General features: G+C 63.1%; 9 protein-coding genes. 8 read left to right on the top strand and 1 reads right to left on the bottom strand.

The window, feature by feature from the left end:
• The 7 genes from FJ938_RS25010 to phoB form a co-directional block, all read left to right on the top strand.
• Positions 1-4,114: PAS domain-containing protein (locus FJ938_RS25010; RefSeq protein WP_140698480.1), on the top strand; the 4,114-nt coding region annotated here is incomplete at its 5' end.
• A gap of 530 nt (positions 4,115-4,644) precedes the next feature.
• On the top strand, positions 4,645-5,703 hold the full coding sequence (gene pstS / locus FJ938_RS25015; protein ID WP_140608876.1) for a phosphate ABC transporter substrate-binding protein PstS: 1,059 nt from the start codon (positions 4,645-4,647) through the stop codon (positions 5,701-5,703).
• Between the two features lie 64 nt (positions 5,704-5,767).
• Complete coding sequence (gene pstC / locus FJ938_RS25020) at positions 5,768-6,757, top strand: phosphate ABC transporter permease subunit PstC (protein ID WP_140608874.1); 990 nt, start codon at positions 5,768-5,770, stop codon at positions 6,755-6,757.
• 3 nt (positions 6,758-6,760) lie between these two features.
• Complete coding sequence (pstA, locus tag FJ938_RS25025) at positions 6,761-7,612, top strand: phosphate ABC transporter permease PstA (protein ID WP_140698483.1); 852 nt, start codon at positions 6,761-6,763, stop codon at positions 7,610-7,612.
• Positions 7,609-8,412 carry a phosphate ABC transporter ATP-binding protein PstB gene (gene pstB / locus FJ938_RS25030; protein WP_140698486.1) on the top strand — a complete coding sequence of 268 codons (804 nt, stop codon included), beginning with the start codon at positions 7,609-7,611 and terminating at the stop codon, positions 8,410-8,412. Before pstA ends, pstB begins: the two co-directional genes overlap by 4 nt.
• A 25-nt stretch (positions 8,413-8,437) precedes the next feature.
• Entirely contained in the window at positions 8,438-9,145 is a 708-nt protein-coding gene (phoU, locus tag FJ938_RS25035; protein ID WP_140608868.1) for a phosphate signaling complex protein PhoU, read from the top strand.
• Positions 9,146-9,260: 115 nt separating this feature from the next.
• Entirely contained in the window at positions 9,261-9,950 is a 690-nt protein-coding gene (gene phoB / locus FJ938_RS25040) for a phosphate regulon transcriptional regulator PhoB (protein WP_032917568.1), read from the top strand.
• A 12-nt stretch (positions 9,951-9,962) separates the two neighbouring features.
• Here phoB and FJ938_RS25045 read toward each other — a convergent pair whose 3' ends face one another.
• Positions 9,963-11,207: an ROK family protein gene (locus FJ938_RS25045; RefSeq protein WP_140698489.1), complete on the bottom strand. Its 1,245-nt coding sequence runs from the start codon at positions 11,205-11,207 to the stop codon at positions 9,963-9,965.
• A gap of 268 nt (positions 11,208-11,475) precedes the next feature.
• Between FJ938_RS25045 and xylF the strand changes: the two genes are divergently transcribed.
• Positions 11,476-12,516: a D-xylose ABC transporter substrate-binding protein gene (gene xylF / locus FJ938_RS25050; protein ID WP_140698492.1), complete on the top strand. Its 1,041-nt coding sequence runs from the start codon at positions 11,476-11,478 to the stop codon at positions 12,514-12,516.
• Positions 12,517-12,729 lie beyond the last annotated feature (213 nt).

Raw genomic sequence — 12,729 nt, forward strand, 5'->3', positions numbered from 1 at the left:
AGGCAAGGGCGGGGCAGGCAAGGCAACAGCGGATGGCGGCGACAGGTCATCGTGCACGCCCGATCTGGATTGCGCCGACGCGCTCCGCCAACTTGTCGAGCTGGGCTCGGACTGGGTCTGGGAAACCGACGACGAGCTGCGCTTTTCCTGGCTTTCGCCAAACTACCAGGCTGCCACCGGTATCGATCCAGCCAATGTGCTTGGCCGGTTCCGCTTCGATTTCCTCAACCAGGTCCTGAAGGGCAAGCGCAGCGCGACAGCGCATCTGGAAGATCTGCAGGCGCACCGGCCATTCCGCGATTTCATCTACGAACTGAAGGGAGGCCGCGACGACTGCCGCTGGGTGCTGACCTCGGGCTTTCCACGGTTCGACGGTGAAGGAAAATTTGCCGGCTATCGCGGCATAGGCCGCAATGTCACCGCGCTGGCCAGCGCCTTCGGAGACAGTGAGCACAAGCAGGGCGAACGATTTTCTTCGGAAAGCCTCGCCAACCTTCGCGCGATGGTCGATTCAATGCCGATCGGCGTGGTCGTCCTCGATGCCGACATGCGTGCCGAGGTGATCAATCGCGCCTTCTATGATTTCTGGAAGATCGATCCCACTCGCGCCGGCATCGGCTCGGCCTTCCGCGATCTGATGGAGGCCAGCCGCGGCATCGATCCCTACGGCGCCGATGAAATTGCCTGGCAACGCCACACCGCCGAGCGCGAAGCCGAAATCAGGGCCGGCGTCGCCGGTTCCAGACGATTGCCCCACAATGACGGGCGCACGCTGGTCGCATCGCTGGCACCGCTGGCCGGCGGCAAGCGGCTCATTTCCTATGTCGACGCCACCGACATGAAGAGCCGTGAAACCGAGCTCGCCGACGCGCTGGAAAAGGCGAGGCTGGCGGAGGCGGTGATCAACGCGGTCGAGAATCCGATTTTCGTCAAGGACGATCATCTGAGATTCGTCTTTGTCAACGAGGCGTTCGCGGCGCTGTTTGGCCAGACGCCGCAAGCCATGCTTGGCAAGCCTGGCGACGATTTCCTGAGCCCGGCCGAGGCCGCGCTCTTTGAACGCAGCGAACGGGAAGTCCTGTCGACCGGACAAATCTACGAAGTCGAGGAAAATTTCGAGGACGAAGGTGTCGCCCGCTCGCGCATCGTCCGGAAAAACCGCGTCCGCATGGCAAGCGGCCGCGATTATGTCGCCGGTTTTCTCTTCGACATCTCGGAGATGAAGCGGCGTGAGATCGAGGCGCAGGATGCGCGCAAGCATTTGGCCAGCGTGCTCGAATCGCTACCGGCCGGCGTGATCATCTACGATCGCGATGACAATTTCGTCTTCGCCAACCGCAAGATGAAGGATGCGGTTCCGGAACTGGAGACGGTATGGCAACCCGGCCGCACCTTCCGGGAAGCGTTGGCATCCGGCAATTCCGCCGGCTATTTCCGGCAGAGCGGCGATCCGGAGCTCGACAAACTCTACGACAGCGATCCGCAGCGTTGGGTCGATGGGGTCCTCGCGCGGTGCCGCCTGCCCAGCGCGTCGTTCGAGCGCGTCAATCCCGACGGCAGCTGGCATCAGGTCTACGACATGCGCGCTGATGACGGCACGTTCATCGGCGTGCGCGTCGACATCACAGGCATCAAGAGCCGCGAGGCGGCCCTGCGCGATTCGATGCGACAGATCGATCTCTTCCGGCACGTCATGGACGAGTTGCCGGTGGCAGCCTTCATCAAGGCGCAGGACCTCAGCATCGAATTCGTCAACAAGGCCTGGTGCGCGATTACAGGCCTGGCCAAGGAGGACGTCATTGGCCGGACCGACCCCCAGCTGTTCGGCGCCGAGGCGGCGGAAAGCTACGGCCATGATGACACCGATGTCGTGGCGACCGGCAGCGTGCTCGAGGTCGAGGAGCCCGTCACCCATCGCGACGGCACGGTGCGGCAGTTGATGACGCGCAAGAGCCGCCTGGTGGCCATCGACGGATCGGTGCATCTGGTCGGTTCCAGCACCGACATCACCGAGGTCAAGGCACGCGAGCAGGCTCTGGAGGAGAGCATGCGCGAGAACGAGGTGTTTCGCAGCCTGATCGACAATGTGCCGGTGTCGATCTACGCCAAGCGCTCCGATCTCAGGCAGTTCTACGTCAACAAGGGCTGGTGTGATCTCACCGGCTTCAGCAAGGAAGAAGCGATCGGCAAGACCGATGTCGAGATCTTCGGGCCGGATGGCGAAGCCTTCGTGGCCGGCGATCTGGCCGTGCTGCGCACCGGCGAAACCCAGGAGATCGAGGAGACGGTGCGGCTAGCCAACGGCAGCGTCAGGCACCAGTTCGCGCGCAAGGGCGCGATGATCGCCTCCGACGGTTCGCTCTACCTGATCGGTTCGACCACCGATATCACCGAGCTCAAGCAGCGCGAGGCGGAACTCAGCGAGGCACGCCAGCGCGCCGTCCTCGCCGACCGCGCCAAGTCGGAATTCCTCGCCAATATGAGCCACGAGATCCGCACGCCGATGAACGGTGTGCTGGGCATGGCCGAACTCCTTGCCAAATCCAATCTCGATGCGAAGCAGAAGACGTTCACCGACATCATCGTCAAATCGGGCAACGCGCTTCTGACGATCATCAACGACATCCTGGATTTCTCCAAGATCGATGCCGGCCAGCTGGTGCTGGACCCAGCGCCTTTCAACCTTGCCGAGGCGATCGAGGACGTGGCGACGCTGGTTTCGACACGCGCCAAGGAAAAGGATCTCGAGCTCATCGTGCGCATCGAGCCGGGGCTCGAAAGCCTGTTCATCGGCGATGTCGGCCGCATCAGGCAGATCGTCACCAATCTGCTCGGCAATGCGGTGAAATTCACCGACGAAGGCCATGTGCTTGTCGATGTGACCGGCGAGAGGATCCCGACCGGAACCAGGTTGACGATCTCCGTCACCGACACAGGCATCGGTATCCCCGAGGACAAGCTGAAGCAGGTGTTCGAAAAATTCAGCCAGGTCGACACGTCCTCGACAAGGCGGCACGAAGGCACCGGGCTCGGCCTTGCCATCACCTCGCGGCTTGTCGAGCTGATGGGCGGCACAATCGGTGTCGAGAGCGCCGAGGGCAAGGGCTCGACTTTCTGGTTCACGGTAACGCTGCCCAGGGCCGAACAACAGCATGGGCGGCGCATCATGCCGGTGGACGTCACGGGCGCGCGCGTGCTGATCGTCGACGACAATGCCGTCAACCGCGCCATCCTCACTGAGCAGATGACCTCATGGACGTTCGATTCCTGCGCGGCCGAAAGCGGCGCCGAGGGGCTGAAGGTGCTGATCGCCGCGGCCGCCTATGGCGTGCCCGTCGATTGTGTCGTGCTCGACTACCAGATGCCCGGGATGAGCGGCGCCGAAATGGCCAGCATCGTGCGCAACACCGAAGGCCTCGCCGACACGCCGATCATCATGCTGACCTCGGTCGACCAGTCGCTCGCCAACACCAGCTACCGCGATCTCGGAATAGACGCCCAGCTGATCAAGCCGGCGCGCTCCTCGGCGCTCCTGGAAACGCTGGTCGGGACCATCCAGCGCCATCGCCATGCGACGAACGGCCACGCCCAGCCGTCGGCAGGCGAGGGCCTCGGCGCTTCCCAGCGGCCGCCGCTGGTGCCGTCCGAACAACGCGCGCAATTGCAGCCGCCGCCGGTTCGTCAAAGGCCTCCCGTCACCGGCGGTGGCGGGCATCGGCTGGACATTCTCGTGGCCGAGGACAATGAGGTGAACCAGATGGTCTTCACTCAAATTCTCGGCGAGACCAGCTATGGTTTCGAGATTGTCGGCAATGGCCGCAAGGCGCTCGACGCCTTCGGCAGGCTCAATCCGTGCATGATCCTGATGGACGTCTCGATGCCGGAGATGAGCGGGCTGGAGGCAACCGCCGCGATCCGTCGGCTGGAACAGGAAACCGGCACGCATGTGCCGATCGTGGGCGTCACCGCGCACGCGCTCAAGGGCGATCGCGAACGATGCCTGGAGGCGGGCATGGACGATTATCTGCCCAAGCCGATCAGCCCGAGGGCCCTGCTGGAGAAAGTCGAGCGCTGGATCGGCGCCGGCCAACAGGTCCAGCGCAACGCGGGATAGCACCGCGTCGGCCGGTTCCAGCAATCCGAAGCGGCGGGCCGGAGGGAATCAGTCGGGATTTGCTGCTACCCCTGCGTGCAAAGACTATGGTGCGATCGCACCATATCAAAGGCGGTGCTTAGCCGGGACAATGGCAACATCGAATTCCGCTCTTCTCAGTTACGGGCGGGAGCAGCGACCGCCGGCAAGAAACAGCGTCACTCTACCCCAACGGACCTGTTTTCGGCGATGGCCCGGCCACGACACGCTCTGGCCTCGAGCAACGCGCTCCCGTCCGGATTTTCTTCATCCGAGCCGGCCCGGCGAATCCAACGCCGGCTTCGAGCCAGCAATGGCTCAAGCCACTGATTCCCGGGGCAAACCCGGACCGGGCCGCAACCATCCGAAGCTACCGCCTTTCCCCGCGCCGGCGACGCGTTACCCGGTTGACACGAAACTGTCATGCGACTGTTATAATCGAAGGCTATTGGCCTCAGCGGGCGCCGGCAAAAGGGCGCCGAGAGACCATCTTCCGAACAGGAGCAGGCCACATGAGACATTTCATCCGCTCGGCGGCCGTTGCGATTGCAATGGCTGCGGCGTCCACCTTCACCATGTCCGCAGCGTTTGCGGCTGATATCTCCGGCGCTGGCGCCACTTTCCCCTACCCGATCTACGCGAAGTGGGCCGACGCCTACAAGAAAGAGACCGGCATCGGCCTCAACTACCAGTCGATCGGTTCCGGCGGCGGCGTCAAGCAGATCAAGGCCAAGACCGTTACCTTCGGCGCTTCCGACGCGCCGCTGAAGGGTGAAGACCTCAACTCCACCGGTCTCGCCCAGTTCCCGATGGTGATGGGTGGCATCGTGCCCGTCGTCAATCTCAAAGGCATCAAGCCGGGCGAACTCGTTCTCGACGGCACGACGCTGGCTGATATCTTCCTCGGCAAGATCACCAACTGGAACGACGAGGCGATCAAGAAGCTCAATCCCAAGGCCAAGCTGCCAGACCAGGCGATTGCCGTTGTCCACCGTTCGGACGGCTCGGGCACCACGTTCAACTTCAGCTACTATCTCGCCGACGTGAACGCCGACTGGAAGTCGAAGGTTGGCGTCAACAGCGCGCTCGAGTGGCCGGTGGGTATCGGCGCCAAGGGCAATGAAGGCGTTGCCAACAACGTGTCGCAGACCGGCGGCGCCATCGGCTATGTCGAATACGCATATGCCAAGCAGAACAAGCTGACTTACACCGACATGATCAACAAGGACGGCAAGAAGATCGAGCCGACCGCGAAGGCGTTCTCGGCCGCGGCGGCCAATGCCGACTGGAACTCACAGCCGGGTTATGGCGTCATTCTCGCCAACCAGCCGGGCGCCGAGTCCTGGCCGATGACGTCCGCGACCTGGATCCTGCTGTACAAGAAGCCCGATGACGCCGCGGCGACCAGCGAAGCGCTCAAGTTCTTTGCCTGGTCCTATGCGAAGGGCGACAAGATGGCGGGTGAACTGGACTACGTTCCGATGCCGGACAAGGTCGTCAAGAGCGTCGAGGAAATGTGGAGCAAGGACATCGTCGGCAGCGACGGCAAGTCGCTCTACGCCGCCAAGTAACTCTCTTTGTCGAAGGGAGGACGCCTTTGGCGTCCTCCCATTTCTTTCGAATACGAGGGGCTAGATGACCACCGTTTCAGAAGCTACGCCGTTATCGAGCGTCATGCGGTCCAGGGATGCGACAGTGCGGCGCTTCGCCTTCACGGACATGGTGTTTCGGGAGGCTACACGCTCTTCTGCCGTCCTCGTCCTGCTCATCCTCAGCGGCGTCGCCATCTCGTTGTTTGCCGGCTCATGGGAAGCCCTGTCTAAGTTCGGCTTTTCCTTCCTGACGACCGAGGCATGGAACCCGGTCACCGAGAATTTCGGCGCCCTGTCGCCGATCTACGGCACCATCGTCACGTCAGCCATCGCAATTCTGATCGCCGTTCCCATCGGCATCGGCATCGCCGTCTTTCTTACCGAACTTTGCCCGCGGCCGCTGCGGCGCCCGATCGGCATCGCCGTCGAGCTTCTGGCCGGCATCCCTTCGATCATCTACGGCATCTGGGGCCTGTTCGTGTTCGCACCGTTCCTGCAGACGACGATACAGCCTTTCATCATCGACATCTTTCACAACGTGCCCGGGCTCTCCAGCCTGTTCGCCGGCCCGCCCTATGGCATCGGCCTACTGACGTCGTCGCTGATCCTGGCCATCATGGTGCTGCCGTTCATCACCTCGATCACCAAGGACGTGTTCGACACAGTGCCGGCGGTGCTGAAGGAATCGGCCTACGGCATCGGCTGCACAACCTGGGAAGTCACGCGGCGCGTGGTCATTCCCTACACCCGTGTCGGCATTATGGGCGGCGTTATGCTCGGCCTCGGCCGCGCGCTCGGCGAAACCATGGCGGTGACCTTCGTCATCGGCAACGCGCATCGTATCAGCGCCTCGCTGTTCGCGCCGGCGACGACGATCTCCGCGACGATCGCCAATGAATTCACCGAAGCCGACGGCCAACTCTACACCTCTTCACTGGTGGCGCTCGGCCTGATCCTCTTCGTCATCACCTTCATTATCCTTGCCATCGCACGCTACATGCTGATGCGCATCGATGCCCGCACGGGAGCCTGACCGATGTCGACGACCCTGGCACTCCATAACAGGCGCAAGAGAAGGAACGGCGTGATGATGGCGCTCTGCGTCGCCGCCGCCGGCATCGGCCTTGCCTGGCTGGCGCTGATCCTCGGCGCCCTGGTCTACAAGGGCCTGTCCGGCGTTTCGCTGGCGGTCTTCACCGAGATGACGCCACCGCCCGGCGATGCCGGCGGCCTGCTCAACGCCATCTATGGCAGCATCGTGATGACCGTCATCGGCGTCATCGTCGGCACGCCGATCGGTGTGCTGGCCGGTACTTACATGGCCGAATACGGACGCTTCTCGAAGCTGACCACGGTGGTGCGTTTCATCAACGACATCCTGCTGTCGGCGCCGTCGATCGTTATCGGCCTGTTCGTCTATGAGTTGCTGGTGCGGCCGATGGGGCACTTCTCCGCCATCGCCGGCGCCGTCGCGCTGGCCATCCTGGTCATCCCGGTCGTGGTGCGCACCACAGAGGACATGCTCAACCTGGTGCCGAACGCCTTGCGCGAGGCAGGCACCGCGATCGGCGCACCGCGCTGGGTGGTCATCCGCTCTGTCGCCTACCGCGCCGCACTTTCCGGCATCGTCACCGGCATATTGCTGGCCATCGCCCGCATCTCCGGCGAGACGGCGCCGCTGCTCTTCACCGCGCTCAACAACCAGTTCTGGTCAAGCAATCTCAACGCGCCGATGGCCAGCCTGCCTGTCACCATCTTCCAGTTCGCTCTCAGCCCTTACGAGGAATGGCAGCAGCTGGCGTGGACCGGCGCACTTATAATCACCCTAACGGTTCTCGGGCTGAGCATCTTCGCCCGCAGCCTTACCGGACGCAGAGAGGACAGATGAAACCGATGTTGTCCACCGAGTTGAACGTGGCCGAGGCTGCCGTGGAAAAGGCCAAGATCGAGGTCAAGAACCTCAATTTCTACTACGGCCAGTCGAAGGCGCTGAAGGACATCAGCCTGTCGCTGCCCGAGCGCAGTGTCACCGCCTTCATCGGCCCTTCGGGCTGCGGAAAGTCGACGCTGCTGCGCGTCTTCAACCGCATCTACGAGCTCTACCCGAGGCAGAGCGCCGAGGGTCAGGTGCTGCTTGACGGCCGGAACATTCTCGACCGCTCGCAGGACCTCAACCTGCTGCGCACCAAGATCGGCATGGTGTTCCAGAAGCCGACGCCGTTTCCGATGTCGATCTATGAAAACATCGCGTTCGGCGTCAGGCTCTATGAGAAGATCAGCAAGGCCGAGATGGACGGCCGTGTCGAGCAGGCGCTGAAGCGCGCGGCTCTGTGGACCGAGGTCAAGGACAAGCTCAACGCCAGCGGCCTCAGCCTTTCGGGCGGCCAGCAGCAGCGTCTTTGCATCGCCCGCACCGTGGCGGTGAAGCCGGAGGTCATCCTGCTCGACGAGCCGGCATCGGCGCTCGACCCGCTGTCGACCGCCAAGATCGAGGAATTGATCGACGAGCTGCAAGCCGACTACACGATCGTCATCGTCACCCACAACATGCAGCAGGCGGCGCGCGTGTCGCGCCAGACGGCTTTCATGTATCTGGGCGAGCTGGTCGAGTTCGATCGTACGGAGAAGATCTTCACATCGCCCCGCGAGAAGCGCACGCAGGACTATATCACCGGCCGCTTCGGCTGATCTCACGCATACGAGGACCAGGATCATGGCCGAACACACAGTCGCTTCTTTCGACGAGGATCTCGGACAGATCAGCAGGCTGATCAGCGACATGGGCGATCTCGCCAGCTCGATGGTCGGCGGCGCCACCAAGGCGCTGCTGAACTCCGACAACGCGCTGGCACAGCGCGTTGTCTCCGACGACGTCATCATGGACGCGCGCCAGCGCGAACTCGACGACCGCGCCATCACGCTGATCGCCAAGCGCCAGCCGATGGCCGACGATCTGCGGCATGTCGTCGGGTCGATCCGCATGGCCGGTGACCTCGAACGCATTGGCGACCTTGCCAAGAACATCGCCAAGCGCGTCGGTACGGTCGGCCTGTCCACCACGCCGCGCGACCTGTCGCATTCCATCGACGCCATGGCGCAGCTGGTGCTGATCCAGGTGCAGGGCGTGATCGAGGAGTATGCGGCGCACGATGCCGAGGCCCTTGCCAAGCTGCGCGCCGATGACGAACGTATCGACGTCAAATACACCTCCGTGTTCCGCGAACTTCTCACCTACATGATGGAGGATCCGCGCAACATCACGGCTTGCACGCATCTGTTGTTCTGCGCCAAGAATCTCGAGCGCATCGGCGACCATGTGACCAACATCGCCGAGAATGCCTACTATGTGCTGACCGGTACGCAGCTGCCCGCGAATCGTCCGAAGCAGGACGAAACGGCGATGTCGGCGCCGGCGGCTTGATCGTCAGAGCGGTTCACCGTTTTACGGAAAACCGCTCTCTCTCTTGTTTCCATGCAATTCCGGACGGAAAACCGCTTCACACTTTTCCTGGAATTGCCTTAGAGGTGACCAGTCGATGATCGCGCCACGCATCATGGTGGTGGAGGATGAGGAGCCACTCGGCGTGCTCCTCCGCTACAATCTGGAATCGGAAGGCTACCAGGTCGAGGTGGTCCCGCGCGGCGACGAGGCGGAGATTCGCCTGCAGGAGAACGTCCCCGACCTCCTGGTGCTCGACTGGATGGTGCCGGCGGTGTCCGGGATCGAACTCTGTCGCCGGCTAAGGATGCGGCCCGAGACCGAGCGGCTGCCGATCATCATGCTGACGGCGCGCGGCGAGGAAAGCGACCGCGTGCGCGGCCTTTCGACCGGCGCCGACGATTATCTGGTCAAGCCGTTCTCGACACCGGAATTCATGGCCAGGGTCAAGGCGCTGCTGCGCCGCGCCAAGCCGGAAGTGCTGTCCAGCGTGCTCAAGGTGGGCGACATCGTGCTCGACCGCGAATCACATCGCGTCTACCGCAAGAAGAGCGAGATCCGGCTCGGGCCGACCGAATTCCGCCTGCTCGAATTCATGATGCGTCATCCCGGCCGGGTGTTTTCGCGCAGCCAGCTGCTCGACAATGTTTGGGGGGAGACGATCTATATCGACGAGCGCACGGTGGATGTGCATGTCGGCCGGTTGCGCAAGGCGGTCAATAACGGCCGCATGCCCGACGTCATCCGCACCATTCGTGGTGCGGGGTATGCAATCCGCGAGGATTGAGCGCGACTTTATTCAGGCCACGTTCTTCCCGGAGCCGGCTTTCGCCTGCATGCCCGGCGCGAAAATCTCCTGGTCGACGAAGGTCAGCGCCCGCATGGCGCAGCCCTCGCGGATCAGCGGCAACTCGTTGGGCTCGGTGTCGAAGGAAATCGATTTCGAGTGCTGGCCGCCGGCGGTCTGGGCGATGGCCTCGCGCAATGCCGGCTCGATCAGGTCGAAGGCGGCGGCGCTGACGCCGACCATGGCGACGGGGGCGGGATCGATCAGCGCGAACAGGCTGCCGAGGCCGTAGCCCAGCGCCTCGCCGGCCCTGCGGTAGGCCTCCCGCTCGGGCCCGTCCGTTTGCCGCGCCGTCGCCGCCAGCGCCCGCATCTGCGCGTCGCTGACATCGGCGACCGGCTCGGTGTCCTCGCTGAGCTGCCTGGCGTTGCGCCAGATGGCGTAATTGCCGGCATAGGCTTCGACGCAGCCGCGCCGCCCGCAGCGGCAGAGCGCGCCGCCTGGCCGATGGATCATATGGCCGAATTCGCCGCCCGAGGAATGGGTGCCGGTGAAGAGCTCGCCCTTCAGCACCAGGCCCATGCCGATACCGTGCGAAAGGAGAATGGCGATGAAGTCGTCGCGGTAGCGCTCCGGATCGCGCCAGCGCAGCGCCACCGCCATCATGTTGCAGTCATTCTCCACGGTGGCGGGGATGCCGAACTCGGCTTCGAGTATGTCGGCGAAGGCGATGTCGGTCTGCGGCGTGATGGGCGACCACAGCATTGCCCGGGCATCGGTGTCGGTGATGCCCTGGATCGCCAGCGCGATGCGGGCGACGCTGCGCACGTCGAGGTCGGGATCCTCTAGGCGCCGCCGCACGATGGCGACGCATTCGCCGATCAGTGCATCGCGCGACATGGTCAGCGTATCCAGCCGGCGCTGTTCCTCTGATATGACCTGGCCGGCATAGTCGATGACGGCGACGGACAGGAAATTCAGCGACAGCACCACGGTCATCACCGTTGCGGCTTCCGGATTGAGGCCAAGCCCGACCTGCGGCCTGCCGCGTTTGAGCGCGCCGGCCTCGCTCGGCTTGCCTTCGGCCAGGATACCTTCGCCGATCAGATCAGAGGAAATCGCCGATATGGTGGAGTGGCTGAGGCCGGTGGTCGCGGCTATTTCGGTGCGCGAGGGCTGGCCGGCCCGGCGCACGGCCGCAATCACCATTGCGCGGTTGCGCCGGCGCAGATCGTCGTGGCGGATTCCGACCGACATGCCTTTCCAATATCCTCCCGGTCGCCGCAGCTCGTCGTGCCCCTCGAACACTGCGGCAACAGATCAAATACTGGCAGAAGCGGCCGGCGATGTCATTTATTTATTGCGGGGCTCGAAAAAAGTTCTCGGGCCTCAAAATCCATCAGAATCATTGTTGACAGCCTTCCGGCGATGCATCACTATTTTTTTTGAGGCTCGAAAAAATAGAGCCTTTGTGCCGGCCTTCGGGTCAGTTTGGTCGCGCCATACGCGGCGCAGGGAGGATATCATGAAGAGATTCGCAGTCGCCATCCTGGCGGGTGTCGCCATGTCACTGACGCTCGCGTCGGTCGCGCAGGCGAAGGGCAAGGTCATCGGCGTTTCTTGGTCCAACTTCCAGGAAGAGCGCTGGAAGACCGACGAGGCCGCCATGAAGAAGGCGATCGAGGCCGCAGGCGACAAGTACATCTCCGCCGACGCACAGTCCAATCCGGGCAAGCAGCTCACCGATGTCGAGAGCCTGATCTCGCAGGGCGCCAATTCGCTGATCATCCTGGCGCAGGATGCCTCGGCCATCGGCCCGGCCGTCCAGAAGGCGCTGGATGAAGGCATTCCGGTCGTCGGCTATGACCGCCTGATCGAGAACAAGGACGTCTTCTACCTGACCTTCGACAACAAGGAAGTCGGCCGCATGCAGGCCCGCGCGGTGTTCAAGGTCAAGCCGGAAGGCAACTATGTCTTCATCAAGGGCTCGGGTGCCGATCCGAATGCCGACTTCCTGTTCTCGGGCTCGATGGAAGTGTTCAAGCCGGCCATCGATAGCGGCAAGATCAAGAATGTCGGCGAGGCCTATACGGACGGCTGGCTGCCCGCCAACGCCCAGAAGAACATGGAGCAGTTCCTGACCGCCAACGACAACAAGGTCGACGCCGTGGTCGCCGCCAATGACGGCACCGCCGGCGGCGTCGTCGCGGCACTCACGGCGCAAGGCCTTGCTGGCACCGTGCCGGTGTCGGGCCAGGACGGCGACCATGCCGCGCTGAACCGCATCGCGCTCGGCACCCAGACCGTGTCGGTGTGGAAGGACGCGCGCGAGCTCGGCAGGAACGCCGCCGAGATCGCCTCGCAACTGGCGGACGGCAAGAAGATGACCGACATTGCCGGCGTGAAGGACTTCACGACGCCTGGCGGCAACACCGTCAAGTCGCTGTTCCTGACCCCGGTCGCCATCACCAAGGACAATCTCAACGTCGTCATCGATGCCGGCTGGATCAAGAAGGACGAAGTCTGCGCGGGCGTCGCCGCCGGCACCGTCGCGGCCTGCAACTAAGCTGGCCTGTTTCTCTCAGATATAGACGCCGCGGCCCTGGAACGGTTCAGTGTTTCTTGAATCGCTGAACCGTTCCAGCCCATTGTTTCCCGCAATTCCGGACGGAAACCGCCACGCACTTTCCTGGAATTGCCTCAAAGCCGCGGCGTTTTCTCAAAAAGATTTGTGTTTCCGCATCAGGCGGATAGCTTCTAGGCTAGGCTCCGGCGTCCG

The organism is Mesorhizobium sp. B2-4-14 (assembly GCF_006442155.1).
Taxonomy (GTDB): Bacteria; Pseudomonadota; Alphaproteobacteria; order Rhizobiales; family Rhizobiaceae; genus Mesorhizobium.